The sequence below is a fragment of the Actinomyces marseillensis genome (genome assembly GCF_900155605.1).
Taxonomy (GTDB): domain Bacteria; phylum Actinomycetota; class Actinomycetes; order Actinomycetales; family Actinomycetaceae; genus Pauljensenia; species Pauljensenia marseillensis.
In genome coordinates, this window is sequence record NZ_LT707420.1 from 1,269,038 (window position 1) to 1,291,529 (window position 22,492).

General features: G+C 56.0%; 21 protein-coding genes and 3 tRNA genes. 15 read left to right on the forward strand and 9 right to left on the reverse strand.

Translation table 11 applies throughout. The annotated features are described in order from the left end of the window. The 9 genes from BQ8011_RS05560 to BQ8011_RS05600 all read left to right on the forward strand — a co-directional run bounded on the left by BQ8011_RS05560 (nt 1) and on the right by BQ8011_RS05600 (nt 7,456). Nucleotides 1-267 carry a F0F1 ATP synthase subunit delta/epsilon gene (locus tag BQ8011_RS05560; RefSeq protein WP_072455514.1) on the forward strand — a complete coding sequence of 89 codons (267 nt, stop codon included), beginning with the start codon at nt 1-3 and terminating at the stop codon, nt 265-267. A 59-nt stretch (nt 268-326) separates the two neighbouring features. After that, the gene (locus BQ8011_RS05565) at nt 327-725 is read left to right on the forward strand and encodes a DUF2550 family protein (RefSeq protein WP_072455516.1); all 399 of its coding nucleotides are present in this window, start codon (nt 327-329) and stop codon (nt 723-725) included. Between the two features lie 30 nt (nt 726-755). Then, nucleotides 756-1,454: an endonuclease NucS gene (gene nucS, locus BQ8011_RS05570; protein WP_072455518.1), complete on the forward strand. Its 699-nt coding sequence runs from the start codon at nt 756-758 to the stop codon at nt 1,452-1,454. Nucleotides 1,455-1,461: 7 nt separating this feature from the next. Next, the gene (locus BQ8011_RS05575) at nt 1,462-2,589 is read left to right on the forward strand and encodes a DNA glycosylase AlkZ-like family protein (RefSeq protein WP_072455520.1); all 1,128 of its coding nucleotides are present in this window, start codon (nt 1,462-1,464) and stop codon (nt 2,587-2,589) included. A 36-nt stretch (nt 2,590-2,625) separates the two neighbouring features. Next, a complete protein-coding gene (locus tag BQ8011_RS05580; protein ID WP_072455522.1) occupies nt 2,626-3,816 on the forward strand; it encodes an N-acetylglucosamine-6-phosphate deacetylase in 1,191 nt (396 codons plus the stop codon). A gap of 68 nt (nt 3,817-3,884) precedes the next feature. Further along, nucleotides 3,885-4,109 carry a hypothetical protein gene (locus BQ8011_RS09175; RefSeq protein WP_072455524.1) on the forward strand — a complete coding sequence of 75 codons (225 nt, stop codon included), beginning with the start codon at nt 3,885-3,887 and terminating at the stop codon, nt 4,107-4,109. A gap of 115 nt (nt 4,110-4,224) precedes the next feature. Continuing rightward, a complete protein-coding gene (locus tag BQ8011_RS05590) occupies nt 4,225-5,505 on the forward strand; it encodes a hypothetical protein (RefSeq protein WP_072455526.1) in 1,281 nt (426 codons plus the stop codon). 1 nt (nt 5,506) lies between these two features. Continuing rightward, complete coding sequence (locus BQ8011_RS05595) at nt 5,507-6,520, forward strand: hypothetical protein (protein ID WP_072455528.1); 1,014 nt, start codon at nt 5,507-5,509, stop codon at nt 6,518-6,520. A 15-nt stretch (nt 6,521-6,535) separates the two neighbouring features. Beyond that, the gene (locus tag BQ8011_RS05600; protein ID WP_072455530.1) at nt 6,536-7,456 is read left to right on the forward strand and encodes a tetratricopeptide repeat protein; all 921 of its coding nucleotides are present in this window, start codon (nt 6,536-6,538) and stop codon (nt 7,454-7,456) included. A gap of 85 nt (nt 7,457-7,541) precedes the next feature. On the opposite strand, the gene glgB is transcribed toward BQ8011_RS05600, so the two are convergent. The 4 genes from glgB to glgX form a co-directional block, all read right to left on the reverse strand. Next, nucleotides 7,542-9,728, reverse strand: coding sequence for a 1,4-alpha-glucan branching protein GlgB (glgB, locus tag BQ8011_RS05605; RefSeq protein WP_072455532.1), 2,187 nt, complete (start codon nt 9,726-9,728; stop codon nt 7,542-7,544). A 36-nt stretch (nt 9,729-9,764) separates the two neighbouring features. Next, nucleotides 9,765-11,819, reverse strand: coding sequence for a maltotransferase domain-containing protein (locus tag BQ8011_RS05610; RefSeq protein ID WP_407639762.1), 2,055 nt, complete (start codon nt 11,817-11,819; stop codon nt 9,765-9,767). 78 nt (nt 11,820-11,897) lie between these two features. Further along, nucleotides 11,898-12,998, reverse strand: a complete 1,101-nt coding sequence (gene trpS, locus BQ8011_RS05615; RefSeq protein ID WP_072455536.1) for a tryptophan--tRNA ligase — start codon at nt 12,996-12,998, stop codon at nt 11,898-11,900. 18 nt (nt 12,999-13,016) lie between these two features. Then, complete coding sequence (gene glgX, locus BQ8011_RS05620) at nt 13,017-15,299, reverse strand: glycogen debranching protein GlgX (RefSeq protein ID WP_072455538.1); 2,283 nt, start codon at nt 15,297-15,299, stop codon at nt 13,017-13,019. Nucleotides 15,300-15,401: 102 nt separating this feature from the next. On the opposite strand from glgX, the gene BQ8011_RS05625 reads away from it, so the two are divergent. The 4 genes from BQ8011_RS05625 to mnmA are packed head-to-tail and all read left to right on the forward strand — an operon-like array spanning nt 15,402 to nt 19,581. Further along, nucleotides 15,402-16,211 carry an electron transfer flavoprotein subunit beta/FixA family protein gene (locus tag BQ8011_RS05625; protein WP_072455540.1) on the forward strand — a complete coding sequence of 270 codons (810 nt, stop codon included), beginning with the start codon at nt 15,402-15,404 and terminating at the stop codon, nt 16,209-16,211. Beyond that, complete coding sequence (locus tag BQ8011_RS05630) at nt 16,208-17,200, forward strand: electron transfer flavoprotein subunit alpha/FixB family protein (RefSeq protein ID WP_072455542.1); 993 nt, start codon at nt 16,208-16,210, stop codon at nt 17,198-17,200. Before BQ8011_RS05625 ends, BQ8011_RS05630 begins: the two co-directional genes overlap by 4 nt. 12 nt (nt 17,201-17,212) lie before the next feature. Next, nucleotides 17,213-18,406: a cysteine desulfurase family protein gene (locus tag BQ8011_RS05635; RefSeq protein ID WP_072455544.1), complete on the forward strand. Its 1,194-nt coding sequence runs from the start codon at nt 17,213-17,215 to the stop codon at nt 18,404-18,406. Then, nucleotides 18,403-19,581, forward strand: a complete 1,179-nt coding sequence (gene mnmA, locus BQ8011_RS05640) for a tRNA 2-thiouridine(34) synthase MnmA (RefSeq protein WP_072455546.1) — start codon at nt 18,403-18,405, stop codon at nt 19,579-19,581. Before BQ8011_RS05635 ends, mnmA begins: the two co-directional genes overlap by 4 nt. Before the next feature lie 22 nt (nt 19,582-19,603). Here mnmA and BQ8011_RS05645 read toward each other — a convergent pair. Further along, nucleotides 19,604-19,684: transfer RNA gene (locus tag BQ8011_RS05645), tRNA-Leu, on the reverse strand. Nucleotides 19,685-19,775: 91 nt separating this feature from the next. On the opposite strand from BQ8011_RS05645, the gene BQ8011_RS05650 reads away from it, so the two are divergent. Further along, nucleotides 19,776-20,252: a peroxiredoxin gene (locus BQ8011_RS05650; RefSeq protein WP_072455548.1), complete on the forward strand. Its 477-nt coding sequence runs from the start codon at nt 19,776-19,778 to the stop codon at nt 20,250-20,252. 146 nt (nt 20,253-20,398) lie between these two features. Here the strand turns inward: BQ8011_RS05650 and BQ8011_RS05655 are convergent, their stop codons facing one another. From BQ8011_RS05655 to BQ8011_RS05665, 3 genes are all read right to left on the reverse strand, one after another. Continuing rightward, nucleotides 20,399-20,953 (reverse strand): hypothetical protein, encoded by a 555-nt coding sequence (locus BQ8011_RS05655; RefSeq protein ID WP_072455550.1) that lies wholly within the window; start codon nt 20,951-20,953, stop codon nt 20,399-20,401. 77 nt (nt 20,954-21,030) lie between these two features. Continuing rightward, nucleotides 21,031-21,103: transfer RNA gene (locus BQ8011_RS05660), tRNA-Lys, on the reverse strand. Between the two features lie 43 nt (nt 21,104-21,146). Then, nucleotides 21,147-21,219: transfer RNA gene (locus BQ8011_RS05665), tRNA-Lys, on the reverse strand. 112 nt (nt 21,220-21,331) lie between these two features. On the opposite strand from BQ8011_RS05665, the gene BQ8011_RS05670 reads away from it, so the two are divergent. Continuing rightward, nucleotides 21,332-22,045 (forward strand): metal-dependent transcriptional regulator, encoded by a 714-nt coding sequence (locus BQ8011_RS05670; protein ID WP_072457686.1) that lies wholly within the window; start codon nt 21,332-21,334, stop codon nt 22,043-22,045. Here BQ8011_RS05670 and BQ8011_RS05675 read toward each other — a convergent pair. Then, entirely contained in the window at nt 22,039-22,479 is a 441-nt protein-coding gene (locus BQ8011_RS05675; protein ID WP_072455552.1) for an HIT family protein, read from the reverse strand. The genes BQ8011_RS05670 and BQ8011_RS05675 overlap by 7 nt on opposite strands. Nucleotides 22,480-22,492 lie beyond the last annotated feature (13 nt).

The window sequence follows — 22,492 nt, forward strand, 5'->3', positions numbered from 1 at the left end:
GTGCCTGCCACTGAACAGCTGCAGGTAGAGGTTGTCTCACACGAAGGCAGGTTGTGGCACGGGAGCGCTTCCCACGTGAGTTTTCCTGCAACAGATGGCTCAATTGGTGTGCTTCCCGGCAGGCAGCCGCTGCTTGCTGGCCTCGTTTCGGGTCGCGTAAGCGTGACGACTGAAGACGGCGTTGTCAACTTCGACATCGATCAAGGTCTGGCATCGGTAGATTCCGACTTTATTACGATTGTCGTGGAACACGCCTCCCAGATGTAGATGAGTGGTGTGCGGGCGTTAAACTGTCCGCACACCCTCATTTTTGTCAGGAGGTTTTCATGGTTTTCGCTATCTACGCAATCGTGATCCTCCTTCTTACCCTTTTTGTCCTCTGGGGCTACGTTAATGTGCGCGCTCGTCGTCTCGACCAGCAAGTCGGCGCTTTCCGTGCATGGGCACGTCTCGATTCACATTCGGGCTGGATGTCAGGCATTGGCCACTATCAGGGCGATCGTTTGTGTTGGTACCGTCTCATTGCGCTTTCGATGAAGCCTCACGTTGTTCTCCCTAGGCACGGCTTTGAAGTTTCCCTTCCCCTGCAGCGCTCGACCGATGGTTCCATGGTCGAGGTTCGGCTGAGTTCAGGGGATGTTTTTTTGGATATCGCAGTCGAACCTTTGACCTATAACGGTCTTGTATCGTGGTGCGAATCCGAACCGCCCGCAATCCAAAGTTAAGTTCTCCTCGAAGTCTTGAAAGGCGGGTTTGTGCGCGTCCTTATTGCCTCTTGCACAGTTGATTACTCTGGTCGTCTCAGTGCGCATCTCGATCGTGCAGTCCGCTTGATTATGCACAAGGCGGATGGTTCGGTCCTCATCCATTCTGACGGCGGATCATATAAGCCCCTCAACTGGATGAACGCGCCGTGTACTGTCACTACTGAGATCCCTGAAGAAGGCGAAGAACTCGACGGTGTCACCCAGATTTGGCAAGTACAAGCCGATAAAACGGATGACCGTCTCGTCATCCGAATCCACGAAATTATCGCCGATGTGAGCGAAGAATTCGGCGTTGACCCAGGCCTGGTCAAAGACGGGGTTGAAACGCACCTTCAGGAGCTCCTCGCCGAACAGGTTCCTCAGATCCTAGGGGAGGGGTGGGAACTTGTTCGCCGCGAGTACCCCACGCCGGTGGGTCCCGTTGACCTCTTAGTGCGAGACCCGCAAGGACTCCCAGTCGCGATCGAGGTGAAGAGGCGCGGTGGAATGGATGGCGTCGATCAACTCACGCGTTATCTCTCTCTTCTCGGACGCGATCCACTTCTTGATGGGATTCGTGGCATCTTCGCGGCTCAAGAGATTACCAAACAGGCCCGTACGCTTGCCGAGGACCGTGGGATTGACTGCCTGATCTTGGACTACGACGCGATGCGTGGTTTCGACGATCCCGATTCGCGTTTGTTCTAGATCTGCGATGGACGCATCCACCCAGCGAAGCCTCGCACGTATCATCAGCCATGGCCTCGTCAAAGCCACTGCAGCTGAGGACCCTTGTGATGCTGTGCGCACGCTTCTTGCTCTCCAGGCACAGCAGCCTTCCTCGGTTCCTTGGGCAATCAATCTTCGCCTTCGTGCCCCTTCGATTGCGCAGATTGATCAGGCTTTTGAAAACTGTCTGCTTGTGCGTTCGTGGCCCATGCGAGGGACTATTCACGTCACCTGCGGCGAGGACCATCATTGGCTCCGTTTGCTGCTGCGGCATCGATATAACGGATGGCTCCAATCTTTCGAAGAAGAGGGATTGAGTCGGGGCCTCGTCAAAGAAGCGGCACAGATCGCGTGCAAGCAGATTCATGACTTCGGCCCGCAAAGTCGAGAAGAACTCTGCAGCACATGGGAGGCGGCAGGGATCCGAACAGGGACTGGCCCACAGCGCGAGGCCGCACGTCGAGCAGGGGAGAAGGGGATCTTCGTTGATCGCCGGCACCTCTTCTTGGACCTACATATTTCTGGTTATCTTGCTGCTGGCCCGAGGCGGGGAAATTCTTTCCTTTTCATTGACGCGGGCAAGCTGGCGCCCGCGGAGGGTGTCGCGCAGGGAGAAAAAGATTACGAGGCCGCGCTGGTAAACCTTGCGCGCCGTTACGCCTGGGGACACGGGCCAGTGAGCGCTGAAGACCTTGCGCGTTGGGCGGGTATACCCAAGCGCGAGGCGGCTCGAGCTTTAGAGGGGGCCGCACAGGAAAAACGTGGGCACAGCTTTCCGATTATCCACACTCCGATGGGGTATCACCGTGCAGATCTTGACGCACTCCTGTGCGCTCATGGCGAGGAAGCCCGTTCGCTCATTTGCTTTCCTTCTTTTGATGAGATTCATGTTGGTTATGCAGACCGTTCGTGTCTGGCCGACGCTCAAGCAGAACACGCGATTTGTCCGACGAAGAACGGAATGTTTCGGCCTTTCATCATTGAAAATGGCCGTGTCATTGCGGTGAAAGACCCGCGCGCGGGATATCAATTTGTCGAATCTTATGAGGGAACACCCTCTTTAGGACGTCTTGAACAAGCGGAGGCGATTGCTCAAGTGATGAGTGGAAATTGACTGCGAAAGCGCTGGTCAGTGTGACAAAATAGGGCTATGGATCAACAAATTATGCGAGGCCGCGTAATCCTGAAGGACTCCATCATTGACGATGGTGTTATTGAGATCGAAGGCCAATTCATTACCCGTGTATGTGCCGCTGCAGACTATGAAGGAGATCTTCCTGCCCCCAGTGATTCAACCTTCCTTCCCGGGCTGGTTGATGTCCATTGCCACGGTGGCGGCGGTGAATCTTTCCCCAATGCAACGACTGGCGAAGCCGCAATGGTTGCGGTTATGGAACACCGTCGCCATGGAACGACCAGCCTAGTTGCTTCATGCGTGACAGCCGATGCTGACACTTTGAAAGCCCGAGCCCGTACCCTTGCTTCTCTGGCCAAGCAGGGGGAGCTTGCGGGAATCCATTTCGAGGGTCCCTTCGTTTCGCACGCACGTTGTGGAGCGCAAGACCCCACCTATATCGTCGATCCCGATCCCGATCTCACTCGAGAATTGATCGAGCTGTGTGAGGGGTATGCCCTCTCCATGACCCTTGCCCCCGAAAAGCCTCGTGCATATGGTGAAGGCTCGGTTGCGGAAGCCCTGATTGACGGGGGAGCGCTTCCCTCCTGGGGACATACGGATTCGACCTCTGTATATGCTCGTGAGGCATTGGAATACTCGCGGCTCCGTTTTGCCCAGTCCAACACCAGCCGTGGCCCGCGCGCGACCATTACCCACCTCTTCAATGGGATGCGTCCGCTTCACCACCGCGATACCGGCCCGATCGCAGAGTTCCTCTCTGATGCCGCGCGCGGCGGGGCAGTTGCCGAACTCATCTGCGACAACGTCCATGTCGATCCGCTGTTGGTTCGTGACGTTTACGAGTTGGTGGGCCGCGACCACGTTGTCTTTATTACGGACGCAATGGCAGCTGCCGGTATGCCCGACGGCGCCTACACCCTCGGTCCTCAAGACGTTGTGGTTCGTGATGGTATTGCCCGTCTCGCTCAAGGAGAATCCATTGCAGGTGGAACTGCACACCTGCTGGATTGTGTGCGTGTTGCGTCCACTCTTGGTGGGATTCCGCTGATCGATGCGGTCTACATGGCCTCGGTACAGGGCGCAACCATCCTGGGGGATGAGCGCATCGGTTCCTTGGAGGCCGGTAAGTTCGCCGATGTGGTCGAGGTCGATTCTGCTCTTAATGTGCGTCGGGTTTTACGCCGTGGCACAGTAGTGGAGTGAGAGGAAAGCGATCGCGTAAGCGTCCATGGGGCGAGAGCAGGCCACTTCAGGTCTCTTCTCTCGCCTCAATGGCGCACAGTGAAATTGGACCCGATGGTGATTACTATCAGGTTCAATATCTTCGGACCTCTTCTAAAACCTACACATGTCCCGCGTGTTTGCAGCCTGTCACGGTGGGGAGTGCGCATGTTGTCGCATGGCCTGAAGAACGTGCCTACGGTTTAGAACAGGGTGTTCGCGCTCGGCGACACTGGCACCTTAACTGTTGGAAACGTGGTCTTCGACCGGCATAATGGGCGTGATTGGCTACGTGCACGTGGCGTGAGACACCTCCAGTATGCACTCGTGTTGTTTGCCCGTAGAGTTACAACTAGAGGTTGACAGTATCCCATTACTAGGAGAGTCCGAGTGGATCAGCTCAAGAGATTTCCAGGAGCAGTTGCCGCATGTGCAGTTGCGGTGATTGCAGCGATCGTTGCCGTGTTGGCTTTAACTATTTGGAAGCCTGCGCAGCAAATTAGCGCCTCTGCTTCACCCGAGCAGCCGGTTGTTATTACCCGCGAGGGGCTTTTCCAGCTTGAGAGCGGCGAAGTGACGGTGACCGCTTCTTCGGCATCTGGTCAACAAGTCACGATGGCATTGGGCACGTCTTCTGATGTCCGAGGATGGGTTTCGGATCTGTCCTACGCTGAAATTACTGGTATTTCTGCTAATCGCAGCAATCTTTTGACCCAGGGACATGACGCGCAAGTAAGTGCACCTCCCACGCCAACGCCTTCTCCTTCTCCTTCGAGCGATCAACCTCAGAACCCGGAGGCTTCCCCCCAGCCTTCGCCTTCCACGAGCGCAACGCCGAGTTTGTCGGCAGCTGGCGGAGATATGTGGCTTGACGAGGCCACCGCCGCCTCGAGCGCGACAATGACACTTCGCGATGTCCCCGCAGGTCGCTCTCTCGTCATTACTTCGGATGGGAAGACTGCATCCGACCTGACCGTCACCATGACGTGGAAGACCCCGCATAAGAACATCTTGGCTATTGCTTCGGGAATCATTGCTCTGATCTTCCTGCTTGTCGCTGGTGCACTGGTGGGCTTTTCTCTTTGGCACGAACGTCAAAGCTCGGATACGGGTGCTGACGAAGATGATCCTCAGGCTCCTTCGAAGGCGCTGTCTTTCTTTGAGGAAGAAGCTACTGGCGAGCCGGAACTCCAATCGACAGAAGATGATGAAGTCGTGGAAGAAGAGGAACTTCATTCCGCTGAAAATCAGGAGGGTTCCGAGGAAGAAGAAAGCCCAGACGATGACTATTCCCCCGAGGATCCAGAGAATCTCGATGAAACTGAGGGCAGTGCACAGCCTGAAGAAGAGCCGCGGTTTGGCCGCCACGGGATTGTGAGCGAGGATGAACACGTTGATCCTCCCCAGCGTGAATCCACGGACACCGGCATTATCGACTTGTCGAGCATTCGACCCGGTGCTGTCCTGCCATCTCGTCGTGCACTCCGTCAGGCACGTGAAAATGGCGAGAATCGCGTGGTCATTGGTGGACAGGAATTCGACACTGGACTGATTCCACAGGTTTCCAAGGATGAAGAAGGATCAGTCGAAGAAACTGCCGAGAAGCGTCCTTGGGGGCAGATTATCGGTGGATGGATGTCCTCTAAGGAACGCGGAAAGAAGGAGCAGTGACATGAACGCACGACGTTTTCTTCCTGTTTTTGTTGTTCCGGCTTTCCTTTTGGCTGCCTGCGGCAGTGGGGATTTGGTTGCTCCCGAAACTACTGCCCAGGCCTCGGCAAGTGCTCCGAACTTAGATTCTGCCCGTGTCGAACGCATTCTTGATTCGATTCAAGACACGCTCAACACGGCGGATGCTAGCCGCGATCCCGCACTTCTTCAAGCACGTCTTGAAGGTGGCGCACTGCGTATGCGCACGGACCAATATGCTGCCGCAAAAGCAACAAATACTGAGGTCTCCAAACTCATTGTGAATGAAGGATCAGTTGCGGTCTCGAATTCAAATGATTGGCCTCGCGTCATTGTGAATGTTTCGAACCTGGATCAAACCTCTTTGCCGGTGATCGCTTTCGCAGTCCAAGAGGATGCGCGCTCGCAGTACAAACTTCTGGGGTGGGCGCGTGCGCTCGGAGGCGCGCAGTTCCAGCTCGATAATATGGAAAAGGGTTCCGCACCTTTGACTGCGGATGCTCAGGGCTACGTCAAGACTCCGAAGGAAGCTCTGCAGGGCTACGTTGATATGCTCAACTCCGGCAATGCTGGAAACGACCAGTATTCCGGTGATGATTTTGCTCGCCGCTATCTTCAAGACGCAAAGAGCCTGAATGATGCTGTGCAAGCCGCAGGAAACGTTCAAGCCCATGCTGAAATCTCGGACGAGTTCCCCATCGTTGGTGTCCAGCTGGTTGATGGTTCATCACTGGTCGTCGCTTCCTTCACCTATACTCAGACCTATCAGCGCACTGTTGCTCGCTCGACAATGCGTCTGGGAGGAACGACTGCAGCACTTGCTGAAGGTGACGATGACACCGTTAAGGGGAAAGCAACAGCGACCTACGTTGCAACGGTCCTCTTGCACGTCCCAAAGTCGGGTTCTGATTCACAGGTGATCAGTGTGGTGGGTGCCGAACGAGCACTTGGCTCGGTCGTAAAAGACGATAACGCGGGCAACCCTGATCAACGTTAAGGGAGATTAATAGACATGAATAACGAGGCTCACAACCCTCAGCCTGCAGATTCTCACGGCGCCGTGGATTTGAGCGCCGCGGCAGCGCGAGGTAACTCTTCGGGTGGAGTACAGCCGGCAGCCCAGGGAAATCCTGCGATGCAGGCTCCGACGTCCCAGCGGGGGACGGGCCTTGATATTCCTCTGGTCGATACCTGCGATGATTCGACTTTCGAGGCCGTCGCCGCGCGCTCTCAGCAGGTCCCCGTGGTCATTGTGCTGTGGGCAGCGCAGTCATTGGAGTCCAAGCAGCTTCTGGCAACTTTAGAAGAACTTGCTCGTGACAAGATGGGCGCTTTCCAGCTTGTGGAGATCGATGTCGCTCGTGCACCACGCGTTGCGCAGGCCTTCCAAGTACAAGTTATTCCCACTGTTGTCGCTTTGGTCGGTGCCCGCCCGGTTCCTCTCTTCCAAGGAGTTGCGCCTAAGGAACAGATCGCACCGGTTATCGATGATCTTCTTCGAGCCGCCCAGCAAATGGGCGTGAACGGACGAGTTGCTGTCAGCGGAGAGGACGTCGCTAAGCCGATCCCCGAAGAACATCTTCCGGCTCTAGAAGCTGAAGAACGCGGTGACTTAGAAGGCGCACGCGCGGCTTGGGACAAGATTATTGAGTTGAATCCTCGTGACGAAGACGCGAAAGATCATCGCGCACGCGTGAATCTTCGATTGCGTGAAAGCTCAGCAAGCGATGATCCCTCTGCCCGCGCCGACGCACTCTTTGCCGCAGGCCAGCACGCCGAGGCTTTCGAGGTTCTCTTGCAGCTCATGGAAGACGCCTCGGAAGAAGAAAAGGAAGACTACCGCGTTCGTCTCTTGGATCTTTTCCGCATTGCCGGAAGCACTCCTGAAGTTAAGGCTGCTCGTCGTCGTCTCTCATCCCTGTTGATGATCTGATCAGACGGCGCCTCACTGTAGAGCACATTAGAGGGAGGGGGTGCGGATCCCAGGATCCGCACCCCCTCCCTCTTGCTAAAAGCCGTTACTTTTCCGGAGCGAGCCAGAGTCCGCCGAGAGGCGGAACCCGAAGTTCGACGGAGAAGGGCCGTCCATTCCACGGGATCTCTTCGGCGACAAGGTCTCCAATGTTGACCACTCCGGAACCACCGAAGGTCGGATCATCTGTGTTCACGACTTCGCGCCAGGTGCCACCGTGTGGTAAACCAACGCGGTAGCCCTCGTGTGGGTTACCCGCGAAGTTCACGACGCAGACAAGCTCATCGTGAGCGCTGTGTCCGCCAGCGGCCTCGGATTTGCGAATGTAGGAAATGAGGTTGTGGTCGCCATCGGAGGCGTCAATCCACTCAAATCCGGTGTAGGTGTCGTTCCACAGTGCGGCGTGGGCACTGTAGAGTTCGTTCAAACGCGAGACCAAAGCGGCCATCCCAGCGTGATCGGGGCGATCGTAGAGCCACCAATCAAGAGAATAGCTTTCGTTCCACTCCTGCTCCTGGGCGAATTCTTGTCCCATGAAGAGGAGCTGCTTGCCGGGGTGAGACCACTGATAGGCGTAGAGAGCACGCAGGCCGGCCATCTGTTGCCAATGGTCGCCCGGCATCTTTGAGACAAGCGCACCCTTACCATGAACAACCTCGTCGTGAGACAGCGGCAAGACATAGTTCTCGGAGAAGGCATAGACCAAGGAGAAGGTGAGTTCTCCGTGGTGCCAGCGGCGATTGACCGGATCTTCCGAGAGATAACGCAGGGTGTCATTCATCCACCCCATATTCCACTTCATACCGAAACCGAGGCCTCCGCCGGAAGTCTGAGCAGTCACTCCTGGCCATGCGGTGGATTCTTCGGCAATCATGACGATGCCCGGGTGCAAGCGATATGCCGTTGCAGTTGCTTCTTGGAGGAAGGAGATCGCCTCGAGGTTTTCACGCCCACCATACTGGTTGGGGTGCCACTGACCGTCCTTACGGGAGTAATCGAGGTAGAGCATCGATGCCACTGCGTCAACGCGCAGACCATCGATATGGAACTGGTCAAGCCAGTAGAGGGCATTGGCAACAAGGAAGTTACGAACTTCGGTGCGCCCAAAGTTAAAGACGTAGGTTCCCCAGTCCGGGTGTTCTCCGCGGAGGGGATCCGGATCTTCATAGAGGGGAGTGCCATCGAAACGGGCGAGTGCCCAGTCATCCTTGGGGAAGTGGGCAGGCACCCAGTCCAAGATCACACCGATGCCTTCTTGGTGAAGGCGATCGACCAGGTAACGGAAGTCGTCGGGGGTTCCGTAGCGCGAGGTTGGCGCGTAGTACGAGGTCACTTGGTATCCCCAGGAACCGCCGAAGGGATGCTCGGCAAGAGGCATGAACTCAACGTGCGTAAAGCCCATCTTCTTGACGTAGGGGATGAGTTCATCGGCAAGGCCGCGGTATCCGAGATCTTGCTTCCATGAGCCTGCATGAACTTCGTAAATAGACATCGGACCCGAATGCGGATTCGTGTGCTCCCGTGCGCGCAGCCACTCATCATCTTCCCACGTGTGGAACACATCGGTCACCACTGAAGCGGTTGCGGGAGGAATCTCAGTTGCTCGGGCCATCGGGTCGGCCTTTTGGAACCAATCACCCGAGGGGCCCTGGATTTCAAACTTGTAGCGAGCGCCTACTCCAACGCCTGGAACGAAGAGCTCCCACACTCCCGAGGCTCCCATGGAACGCATTGAGTGAGCGGTGCCATCCCAGAAGTTAAAGTCGCCGACGACGCGAACTGCGCGAGCATTGGGTGCCCACACTGCGAAGGCAACGCCGTCGACCGGTCCCATGACGCCATCAAAATGGGTGATATGCGCCCCTAGGACATCCCAGAGACGCTCATGGCGTCCCTCGCCGATGAGATAGGTGTCCATCTCTCCGAGAGTCGGGAGGAAACGATAGGGATCATCAACGACTTGCGAATGATCTCCGTAGGTGACGCGCAGGCGGTAGTCGGGGATAACGTCTGCTTCGAAAGCACACACCCAGACCCCGGAATGCTCGTGGGCCGCGGGAAGTGTCTTATCAGGAGTAATCACCTCGACAGAATCTGCCAAGTGGTGAACACAACGAATGGTGACGACGCCGTCACTAAGGTGTGCTCCCAACACATCGTGAGGAAGAGCGTAGCGTCCTTCGGCTACTGCATCGAGGACGTCTGTGGCCACTGATGTCGCTTGAGGTTCCATGTGTTCATCATCTCATGTTCGAAGGTGATCGTGTAATTATTCGGTTTCGATGGCCATGACATGGCCGAGTCGATCCCAGGGAGACAGACGGACCCAGTTGGTCGTTGACCAGGAGTAACGCTGTCCGTCGAGTTCATCAACAACCGTGAAGTTAGCTGATGAGGTACCCAATGAAAGCCCGCTCAAATCAACGTGAACTTCACCCTCAACCGTATTTTCCGGATCGAGTGAAAGAACGACGATGACGGTGTCGGGCACTCCAGTAGGAGAGAAACGAGCGGGAACGTGCTTTGAGAAGCACAAAAGTCGATCCGAGGTCGTGGGATGAATACGCAAGTCGTGGAGCTGACGCAGTGCGGGGTGGCGCTCGCGCGCACTGTTGAGCAGCGTCAATAGAGCAGGAATTCCTGTCCCTTGGGCAAGCTTGGGATCACGGGGCCTGAACTCGTACTTTTCGTTGTCATTGGGTTCTTCAGCTCCGGGACGCTGGACGTTTTCAACCCATTCGTAGCCCGAGTAGATTCCCCACGAGGGAGCTCCGAGGGCCGCAAGCATCGCGCGAATTGCAAAAATTGCCGTTCCGCCTGTCGTCATTTGAGGCGTGAGAATATCGTGGGTCGTCGGCCAGAAGGTCGGTCGAATGAGGTGAGCTGTTTTTTGGGAGAGTTCGGTGAGATACTCTTCGATTTCATCCTTGTAGGTTCGCCACGCGAAGTATGTGTAGGACTGGTCAAAACCGACAGCGCCCAAGGTACGCATCATTGCAGGACGGGTGAAGGCCTCGGCAAGGAAGATCACGTCCGGGTAACGCGTGTGAAGCTCTTCCAAAAGTCGCAGCCAGAAGGGGACTGGTTTCGTGTGCGGGTTATCAACGCGGAAGATCTTGACACCATGAGAAATCCACAGTTCGAGCATGTCGCGAATGGCCGTGTAAATCCCCTCGGGATCGCGGTCGAAGTTCAGGGGATAAATGTCCTGATACTTCTTTGGGGGATTTTCGGCGTAGGCGATGGAACCATCAGCACGCTGCGAGAACCAGTCGGGATGCTCACTGACCCACGGGTGATCGGGCGAACACTGCAAGGCGATGTCCAGCGCAACCTCAAGGCCAAGTTCGCGCGATTGCTCAACGAAGTAATCGAAATCGTCAAAGTCGCCAAGCTCGGGATGGATCGCATCATGTCCGCCTTCGGCTGAGCCAATTCCGTAAGGGCTTCCAGGTTCGCCCTTGTGGGCGATCAAAGCATTGTTCTTACCCTTGCGGTTGGTCAATCCAATGGGGTGAATGGGCGTCAAATAGATGACGTTAAACCCCATTGAGGCAATCCTTGGCAAGTCCTCGACAGCGGTGCGCAAGGTGCCTGAAACCCAACGCCCCTTTGAGTCTTGGAAAGCGCCATGGGAACGCGGGAAAATTTCGTACCAGGCGCCGGCAAGAGCGCGGTTGCGGGCAACGAAAAGGGGATAGGTACGCGTCGAACCGTAGAGGTCTCTGAGTGGGAACTGCCTAAATACCGCGCGCACTGGCGCCGAAAGACCAGTTGAGAGACGACGCTGGGGAGTTTGCGCGGTATTGCGCAGTCCCTTCGCAGCATCCAAGAGAGTATCGATTGCTGAGCGTGTCGGTTGGGTTTGTGAGGGGTTGTTGAGTGCCTCGCCCCTGGCGGCGCGTTCCATCAAGAGTGCGCCTTCTTCAAGCATCAGCTCAACGTCGACGCCCGCACCGATTTTGACTGACGCGTCATGGCGCCATGTTGCATAGGGATCCGACCAGGTATCGATCCTGAAACTCCACTGACCGACGGCATCGGGCATAACCCATGCTTCATAGCGGTCGAGGCCAGGAGCGATGTCGCGCATGAGGGCGCGTGAGTGAATCGATCCTCCGGGGCGCAGGAGAACTGCCTCAGCTGCATAGCAATCATGCCCTTCTCTGAAGACCGTCGCCCTGATAGGAAAAGCCTCAAAAGCAGTGGCTTTGGCGGGAAGATTTCCGTCCTCGACGACGGGGAAAACTTCAGTTGCGGGGATGCGGGCCAGGAGTGTCTCGTTCACACATCTAAGCGTAATGGAAATTGTGAGCGTCGACATAGTCTAGCCGCTGAAAGGTTGCTGAGAAGACAAAATGGTGGTGGTCCTTAACGTGAACCACCACCATTTTTATGAACTTCAGTAGACCATGTGCATGGCCTGACGAACCTCGTTCAGGGTCTGTTCTGCCTGTTCGTTAGCCTTCTCGTTTCCTTGGCGAAGAATAGAGAGCAGGTAACCCGGATCTGCGGCTAGTTCTTCGCGGCGAGCGCGGATCGGCGCAAGCATCTCATTGAGCGCCTCGGTAACGGTTGCTTTGAGCATTCCACCACCGCCGTCTCCGATCCTCTCGGCGATGGCAACTGGATCTTCACCCGTAGCCAACGAAGCCAACATCAGCAGGTTGGATACCTCGGGACGATTGTCGGGATCGTAGGTGATATGACGATCCGAATCCGTCTTCGCTCGCTTGAGAATGCGAGCGGTCTCATCTGCGCTCATCGCGAGTTCGATCGTGTTTCCACGCGACTTCGACATCTTCGTGCCGTCAGTTCCCAAGAGAAGGGGAGTCTCAGACAATAGCGCATCGGGACGCGGGAAAACTGCGCGCTTGGGGTCGACGCGCCCGTAACGCTTATCGAAGCGCTGAGCGATCAAACGCGTCTGTTCGATGTGGGGAAGCTGGTCTTGTCCAACAGGAACAAGATTTGCCTTGCAGAACAAAATATCGCATGCCTGGTGGACCGGGTAGGTCAGCATCAAACCGGTCATTGCGCGTCCATCGGTTGCCTCAAGTTCAGCCTTCACCGTGGGATTGCGATGCAATTCAGACTCAGTGACCAGCGACAGGAACGGAAGCATGAGCTGGTTGAGTGCAGGAATTGACGAGTGATTAAAGATCGTCGTCTTTTCTGGATCGAGTCCAACCGCCAAGTAATCGGTGACGAGGCCTAAAACGCGTTCCTCAATGGGGCCAACTGCGTCCCGGTCGGTAATCACCTGGTAGTCGGCGACCAGAACCCAGGTGTCAATGCCACGTTCTTGAAGAAGAACGCGATTGCGCAGGGTTCCAAAGTAATGCCCCAAGTGGAGACGGCCGGTGGGGCGATCTCCAGTTAATACACGGAATCGCGAGGGGTCCTGGTCGATGGCCTCTTCGATTTCCTTCGAACGCGCAATTGAACGTGCGAGGGATGCATCAGAGGTAGATTGCTCAAGTGTTTCTTCGCTGCTAGTCACTAGGCCAGTTTAGCGTGATCAACCCTGAGGCGAAGACTCTACAGCAGACAGGTAGATGTGCATGCTGAAGGGTTCCAAAGAAATAGTTTCTCCTGGATTCTTTCGATCGAGAGAAGTCGGCAACCGCGTGGCGTCGAGCAAAGAGCTAATTCCACCGTCTTCGGGGTTACCCCATGCGGTGTCGAAAACCTGAACCCACGGGCAGCCGCGGCCTTGGGGAAGAGCGACATCACGGTCATCTGTTGTGCCGTTGAAGACAACCAAGGCGTCGCGGCCACTGTAGGGGCTACCGGAGCGAAGCATCTGGAAAACTCGAGATTCTTGAGACCCCCAAATGTCGTCCCTCATCGGTGAACCATCGGCGCTATACCAAGAAAGATCAGCGATAACATCACCATGAGGATCTGTTCCTGAAAAGAAAGCCATGGGGCGAAGCGCCGGGTGAGCACGGCGCAAGGCCAAAAGCCAACGTACTGTTAGGAGCTGGTCTTTCTGGAGTTCAGAAAGATCCCAATCGATCCAAGAAATCGGAGAATCCTGGCAGTAGGCATTGTTATTACCAAATTGCGTACGTGAGAATTCGTCTCCTGCAACCAACATTGGAGTTCCGGAAGAGACCAACAAAGTCGCAAGTAGATTTCTCTGGCTGCGCTGACGTGCAGGAATAATATCTTCAACAATGCCCGTTACGTCGCGGACATCGGGATCAACGCCGATGATGGGGGAGGCAATTGCCCCCTCCAACCCGTGATTCCACGAGTTGTTGTTATCAGAACCATCACGGTTTTCTTCGAGGTTTGCCAGATTGTGCTTGTGATCGAAGGCCGTCAGATCCGCCAAGGTGAAACCATCATGGGCGGTTACGAAATTGACCGAAGCACTGGGGCCACGCAGATATCCCACGCCATGACCGAAGAGGTCTTGAGACCCCGACAAGCGAGTCGCAAACTCGTTCGAACCGCCTGCGCCACGCCCGCCGGCCAATGCACGCATATCGGAGAGCCAGAAAGTGCGCACCGTGTCACGGAAACGGTCGTTCCATTCACAGAATGGATCAGGGAAATTACCTGTTTGCCAGCCGCCAAGGCCAACGTCCCAAGGTTCGGCAATAAGTTTGACCTCGCGAAGAATCGGGTCTGCGCCCATGCCGATGAGAACAGGGTGCATCGGGGTGAAACCATTTGCAAAGCGCCCCAGGGTTGCCGCAAGGTCAAAGCGGAACCCATCGATCCCCATATTCGATACCCAATAGCGCAGAGAATCAAGGATCAGTGAAATAACCTGGGGATTGTCCGTATTGACAGTGTTTCCAGTCCCAGTCGTATCGATGATGTGCGAGGGGTATCCCTCGGTACGCCGGTAGTACAGGGGCGAATCGAGGCCACGGAAAGACAGGGATGGACCAGCATCACCATTTTCGCAGGTGTGGTTGTAGACGACATCCAAGATGACTTCGATACCTGCTTCATGCAGGATCGAAACCATTCCACGAAATTCATCTATTACTGCCTGAGGTCCGCGTGCACGGGCAGACGCGCTGGCATAGGAAGGCTCGGGGCTAAAGAATGACAGAGTCGAGTATCCCCAGTAGTTTGTGAGTCCGCGTTCAACGAGGAAAGGCTCATCAGACTTTGCGTGGACTGGAAGTAGCTCGACGGAAGTGACGCCAAGCTCCTTGAGATAGCGCACTGAAGCGGGGTGAGCGAGTCCTGCGTAGGTGCCGCGAAGGTTCGGGGGAACCTCCGGCATCTTCTGGGTAAAGCCTTTGACGTGAAGCTCATATATGACCGTCTCGTCCAAAGGGATCTTGGGTTGTGGGGCAAGACGGAAGGAAGTGTCGATGACCACGCTATGCGCGTTGTAGGGAGCAGAATCGGACTGTGAAGGCTCGAGCGGATAGGAAACCGGGTACAGATCTTCATCAACGCTGTGGGCGTAGACCTCGGGGCAAATATCGACGTTTCCCGCGAGCCCGCGACCGTAGGGGTCAATGAGTAGCTTGTTGTAGTTGAAGAACAAGCCTGCGTCGGGATCCCAAGGCCCTTGAGCGCGGAAGCCGTAGTGAGTACCGACTCCAAGGCCTTCAATGTAGCCGTGCCAGATTCCATGATCAGGTCCGAGAAGATGGTAGCGTTCTTCGCTACCGCTTTGCGGGTCGATGACGCAGAAATCTACTTGAGTTGCGCGCGTGGAGACAACAGCGACGTTAAGGCCCGATCCTGCCACTGAAACGCCCAGCTGACGATAGTGAGGATTCGGCCGGTTAACGGCACGGAACGTGTGTGTTTGCTGTTGTGACATTACCGCCTCTAAATCTGTCATAACACATACAAGCATAGTCGTTCCTGTTCCTCAGCACACTCGGAGCTGCGCGTATGAGGCCTGATATGGCACTCTGGATACATGAGGATTGCAGTGCTGGCTAAGCAAGTTCCCGATACCAGCTCGGGGCGCCGTTTTGAAGGCTCGCGTCTTGTCCGCGGTGAAGACGATGTACTGAACGAATTTGATGAGAATGCAGTAGAAGCAGCGGCTCAGCTTGTTGCTGCTTATGGCGGTGAAGTGCTCGCTGTGAGCATGGGGCCGGAAGATACCAGTGACGCATTGATTCGCTGTCTCGCTCTCGGCGCCGATAGCGCTTACCTCCTTTCGGATCCCTTGCTTGAAAACGCCGATGTGACAGTGACAGCGCGCGCACTCGCGGCTTTGATCTCGCTCTTGGCCGAAGAAGAAGCGATCGACCTTGTTCTGTGCGGCATGGCGGCATCTGATGCAATGACCTCGATGCTTCCGGCAGCACTTGCTGCTGTTATGAATGTTCCTTTGGTGTCGCAGGTGCGTGAATTAACTGTTGACCCCGCAAAGGGGCATGTCCAAGCACTGCGCAGCGTGGATGGCGTTGATGAAACCCTGCGCGCACCTCTTCCGGCAGTGGTTTCGGTGACGGATCAGCTCAATGAGCCTCGATTCCCAGGCTTTAAGGATTTGAAGGCAGCGCGCGCGAAGCCTCTCGTTCAGGCTGAACTCGATGACGTCGCTGGCTACGATCCCAGTGGATGCCTCTGTGAATTACTCTCCGGAGCTCGCTCCGAGATGCCTTTGAGTGTTGTCTCGATGACAGAACATAACCGCGGCGGCTCTGGTGAAGTCTTTACCGATACCGGGGACGGCGGGACGCGTCTGGCTGAGTTCATTGAGGAGAAGATGAAATGAGCACTTGTCTCAAGGACGCGATTGTCGTCATTGATTGTTCGGATACCGCTTGTGTGGGTTCGCGTTATCGCGACATGATTGCCCAGGCGCATGAGTGCGCCGATGCTGTCCATGCGATCGTGGTCTGCCAGGACGGGCGCGAGTCTTTGCGCGAAGAACTTGGGCGCCTCGGCGTTTCTTCCTGTGTTTTTCTCCAGGTGAATGAGTCGGCGCTGACTGCCTCGGCACTTTCTCCGGCAATCGCCTCGGCTTACACGCGTTTCGGTAACCTGGAGGCCCCGCTTCTTTTCGCTTCGCGTTTCCTTGACCGCGAGAGCGCAGCTTCGCTTGCGATCACCTTGGGAGGCTGCGCGATTGCCGAGGCCGTGGCCCTTCGCGTGGAAAACGGACGCTTGTGTGCGACCACAGATGCCTTGGGGGGGACATGGCGTGCAGAGATTGCCACGCACAGCGCTCCAGCGTGCGTGTGCGTGCGTTCTCGTGGATTGGAAGTAACGGCCGAGGAAAACGAATGCGTCGAGCTCGCTACTGAAGTCGTAGATCCCGATCCTACGCATACGCTCGTTATTGAGCGGGTTGAATCCAGCTCAGATGGGCGTCCCAATGTCACTGATGCGCAGGTCGTTGTCGTTGGTGGTCGTGGTGCTGGTAATGACTGGTCTCTTGTTGAAGATCTCGCTGATGTCCTGGGCGCTGGAATTGGCGCGACCCGCGACGCTGTTGACGAAGGCTGGGCTCGTCGCAGCGCGCAAATCGGTCAAACCGGTCTCACGATTGCTCCCAAGCTCTACATCTCGCTTGGAGTCTCGGGCGCGATTCATCACACAGTGGGGATTATGTCCTCGCAAACGATCGTTGCAATCTGTGATGACCCCGATGCGCCGATCTTCGAACTCGCGGACTTTGGCGTAGTGGGCGATATGTACGAAATCGTTCCCCAGGCTCTGGAACACTTGCGCGCATGGCAGGCATCTAGAGCCGACAACTAGTGAAAGACACACGTGTCGCATTACCTTGATCACGCGGGATCAGCGCCTCTGGCCCCTGGTGTTTGTGAGGCATGGATCCATGCCCAAGAATCGCTGAGTGAGCGCCCGGGGAATCCGGCTGCGCTACATGCCGGTGGTCGCGCTGCTCGCAGGATGCTTGAGGATGCGCGCGAACGTGCAGCCGCTGCCCTTGGTGCCGAGCGTCCGGAGCTTGTCTTTACGTCGGGGGCAACAGAATCTAATGCTCTTGCACTTCTTGGGGCTTCTCGGGGAATGCGAGACAAAGATGCGTCGCGCAGCGATGTGTGGATGTCACGCCTTGAACACGACGCGGTGAGCGAGCAATCTGAAGTGCTGGGGCGTGAGGGCTTCGGCATTCGCAAGTTTGATGTCGATTCACGAGGCATGACGACACTTAAGAATCTGCGTGAAAACCCGGAGGCTCTTCAACGCGCCGCCCTCATGTCGCTGACTTGGGTGTGCTCTGAAGTGGGAAGTATTCAACCGATTAGGGAATTAGCAGAGTTCGTCAGGTCGAACTCAGAGGATACACTGGCCCCTCTTCTTCACTCTGATGCAGCGCAGGCAATTGGATACTGCGATGTCAATTTCGGGCAGAGCGGTCTCGATCTCCTGACAGTGGGCGGACACAAGGTTGGGGCCCCTGTCGGCACCGGTGCATTGCTTGTTCGCCGGGGAGTGAAGGTCATTACCGACCGCCCCGGTGGAGGACATGAAAGGGGAATCCGCTCGGGTACCCCAGATGTTGCTGGCGCATGCGCACTGGCAACCGCATTGGAATACGCAGCTGCACACCGCCTCGAACGCGTTCAGAGGGCAGAAGAACTTCGCCGCCGTCTCCTAGCTGGTCTTCCCAATGACGTACGCTTGACGGTGGATCCCCGCGCGGCCTCGGCGGCGATTATCCACTTGATGATCCCGACTCACCATCCAGAAGCGGTCCTATTAGCTATGGATATGGCAGGCGTTGACGTCTCGGCTGGATCTGCGTGCCACGCCGGTGTTTCGCGCCCGTCGAGAATTGTCATGGAACTGGGATACGGTGAAAACCAGGCTCTTGGCGTCCTGCGCGTGTCGACGGGAATTGAAACTCGAGCTGCAGATATCGATGCTTTCTTATCCGCACTTCCCGCCGCCATTCGAGCCGGGCAAGCCTTGGACGAGCGAGAGGGAACAGTCGCATGAGGGTCTTAGCTGCTCTTTCAGGTGGAGTTGATTCTGCAGTCGCAGCTGCAAAAGCTGTAGAAGCAGGGCACGAGGTCGTTGGTGTTCACATGGCGCTTTCCTCTCAGCCTCAAGAGTGCCGCCTTGGCTCACGCGGCTGCTGCTCCGTTGAAGATGCGGCAGATGCTGCGCGCGCAGCAGAGATTATGGGGATTCCCTTCTATGTGTGGGATCTGGCTGAAGAGTTTGAGCAGACAGTAATCACCGATTTTGTTGAGCAATACGCGGCCGGTCACACCCCGAATCCCTGCGTGCGTTGCAATGAGTTTGTGAAGTTCAGAGAACTGGCGCAGCGTGCACGGGCGCTCGGTTTTGACGCGGTCTGTACGGGACACTACGCGAGGATTGTTCAAGGGCCGAATGGGCCGCAGCTCCACCGAGGCAAAGACGAAGCGAAGGACCAATCCTACGTTTTGGCAATTATGGGGCCGCAGGAACTGCCGCGCGTAATCTTCCCGCTGGGCGAAGCTCCTTCGAAAGCATGGGTCCGTTCAGAGGCTGAAAGAATGGGGCTGGGGGTTTCCAACAAGCCCGATTCCTACGATATCTGTTTCATTCCCGATGGAGATACCCAGGGCTTCCTCAAGTCTCATCTGGGCTCAAAACCCGGAGAAATTGTCGATACCGACGGGCAAGTCGTTGGTCGCCACGAAGGATACTGGAACTTCACGGTTGGTCAGCGTCGTGGCTTGAACTTGGGAAATCCCGCTGCAGATGGTCGGCCTCGGTATGTGGTGGAAACGCGACCCGAGACCAATCAGGTGATTGTCGGCGCTTCAGAACTCTTGTCTGTGGACCGTATGACCTGTTCGGATATCGTCTGGCTTGCGAGCGACGATTCGGGAGAGGTCGACGATGCCGCGACACGTACCTTTGGGGTATCGATCGGGGAACGGAGCTTGGGTGAGGTCGATGAACGTGTGCTCACCGCGCAGATCCGTGCCCACGGCATGCCCAGCGTTGTCACCGCTCTTCAGCGCTTTGGAGGAGATGAAGGAAAGCTTGAGCTCTGCCTTGCTCTGCCGGTTCGTGGCGTGGCAGCTGGGCAATCCATGGTGCTGTATCGGGGAACGCGTGTGATTGCCGAGGCAACAATTGAACGTGCGCACCGTGGTGAGGGGAGCGTAGCCTCCTAAGAGAGGTTCGGGAATTCATTAGTGCGCAAGATGGGACTCGAACCCACACGTCAAAGACACTGGAACCTAAATCCAGCGCGTCTACCAATTCCGCCACTCGCGCAACGCTCCGAGTTTACCTTATCGACGGTGTGGGGCACTCGTCGAAAGCGCTACGCGAGCATAGGGCGTCTCTCGCGACTAAGCTCGTCGCTATGACTCAACTTCATGTAGGGGACAAGGCTCCCGATTTCACGCTCGAAACAACACAGGGCACACTGACTTTGCAGGAACTCTTAGATCGAGCTCGGGTCGGAGTCATCGTCTATTTCTATCCCAAAGCCTCGACACCTGGGTGCACGAAGGAAGCGTGTGATTTCAGGGATCACTTCAATTCCTTTAAGGCACAGGGGTACGAAGTTATCGGTGTCAGTGCGGATTCGATGAAGGCTCTTGAAAACTTTGCACAGAAGCAGTCTTTGAACTTTCCTCTGGCCTCTGATCCGGACAAGACGATGCTTGCCGAGTGGGGAGCGTGGGGAGAAAAGAAGAACTACGGGAAGGTCTTCGTGGGCATTATCCGCTCAACGATCGTGCTCGACCCTAGCGGCGTTGTCACGCATGCCCTCTATAACGTCAAGGCAACCGGCCATGTTGCTCGCTTGCGCAGAGACCTTGGTCTCGATGACTAAGTAAAATTGGGCCAAACCACGAGGAAGCGGTTTGGCCCAATTTCTATTTGTGATGAGGGATGAATGACTGCGGAGCGCGGTGCGCCGTTGAACCCCACTCCGCAGCCGGCTCTTGTAGATGAGCTGCGAAGGTGAGAGCGTCGCGGTCACAGTGATGTTGCTTGGATCTCCGGATCGAACAGCGGGACCGAGGAAGGGCGGCGTTCTTCGGCGGTTGCAAAGGATTCAGCAGCGCCAATAAGGGTGTGCAGGTCATGACCTTCGAGCATCCACTGTGCAGGGGTCGTCTGATCAAGGATCTCAAGAGGACGCTGGAACCACGAAGCAGCAGTGAGCTGGTGAACCCGACCACGCAGGCGACCGAGAACATCCGACATATCGTCAATGACGGAGTGATTGGCCATGAGCTGCCACGTGGGGTAGTACCAGATTGTTGAAGGAGATTGGACTGCAAGAATGCGATTGGTTCGCACAGCCTTGTTGATTCCTTGACGCGAAATTCCAAGCCAAGCAACGATGTCGGACGTGGTGCACACAGGGCCGACGAGTTCGTGAAGGCCTGGACGGGGATCGGTCATTGAACGGACCAGATGGGTGGCCTGCTCGACGATATCGGGAGTAATGACGGTACGGCGACGAGCACTTAACTGTTGTTCAATCGATGCGAGCAGATCCTTCTCTGAAGAAGTGAGACGACGCATGAGAGGCTCCGAGGGGGGTGAGTAGGGCTCAGATACACATGGAGGTACCCGGCCATTGGCGCCGCCTCGGCAATGGGTGCGCCATGAGGGACTTGAACCCCCAACCCGCTGATTAAGAGTCAGCTGCTCTGCCAGTTGAGCTAATGGCGCTTCAGTTATGTGTTTACAGTAGCACACAAGTGAACGTACTGTGTGCGCCATGAGGGACTTGAACCCCCAACCCGCTGATTAAGAGTCAGCTGCTCTGCCAGTTGAGCTAATGGCGCTTTGTCCTTAGGACAAGAAAGTAGATTACATACTCATGACGCCATGCGCAAATCATACTGAGGCCGAATCATGAGTACAAGGCTGTAGGCTAGGGGAGTGCAAGCAGTTGACATGGCGTCGGTCGATAGCCGAGTTTCCCGCGAAAATACGGTAACGCAGGACTACCTCAAAGCAATTTGGGGAGCTGAAGAAAACGGTGACGAAGGAATCACAATTCGTTCACTGGCCTCGCGCGTCGGAGTCGCAGTTTCGACTGCCTCGGAAAAAGTCAAAAGGCTTGCAGCCGAGGGGCTAGCCTTCCATGAACCCTATGGGAAAGTCACTTTGACCGAAGAAGGGCGCCGGCGAGCTCTAGAAGTCGTTCGCCGTCATCGTCTTCTTGAGACGTATCTTCATGACGCGTTGGGTTTCGATTGGGACGAAGTTCATGAAGAAGCCGAAATCCTTGAGCACGCCGTCTCTGACCGCCTTCTGAATCGGATTGATGAACATCTGGGATACCCAAAGCGCGACCCCCACGGCGATCCAATTCCTTCGGCGGATGGGCAGGTGCGTATTCTTTCGCTCGTGCCCTTGCGGGATGTCCCGCTCCACTTTCCCATGCAAATTGCTCGTTTTAGCGATAACGGTGCATCGGCTCTTCGCTCACTCGAATCTAAGGGCTTGGGGCTTGACGCCGTCGTGCTGGTCAGTGAACGAATGAGTGATCAAACGATGAAAGTGATCGTTCAAGCAGAAGAAAAAGAACGACTCCTTGAGCTTAACGCCCAAGAAGTCGCCCTTGTATTTGTGACGAATGTCGGGGGAGAGACAACGGTTTACTGAAGTGATGTCATCTGGGGCGGAACTTCCTCGCCGTAACCCAAAGCAACCACGGCCTCGCGAAGCTTCTCAATCGCAGCGTCGAGTTCTTCTGAGCTTGCTGGGGCAGCGTTGCTTAAAAGGACGTCGCTCTCGGTGCGCAGAGGAATGACGTGCAGGTGGGTATGAGGAACTTCGAAACCGGCGATGACAAGACCGGATCGCTCGACACCAAAGGCGTGCTCTTGTGCTCGACCAATAATCTGTGCAACTTCCATCAAGTGGGTGCACACCTGCGCATCTAATTGCGTCCATGAAGGAACGGGATCGCGCGGAACGACAAGGACATGCCCTGGACTGGTCGGCTCGATGGTCGCGAACGCAACGCAGGAATCGTCGGCCCAGACGAAACGCCCAGAGAACTCACCTGAAATAATTTTTTCAAAAACGGTACTCATGTCTCTATTGTCG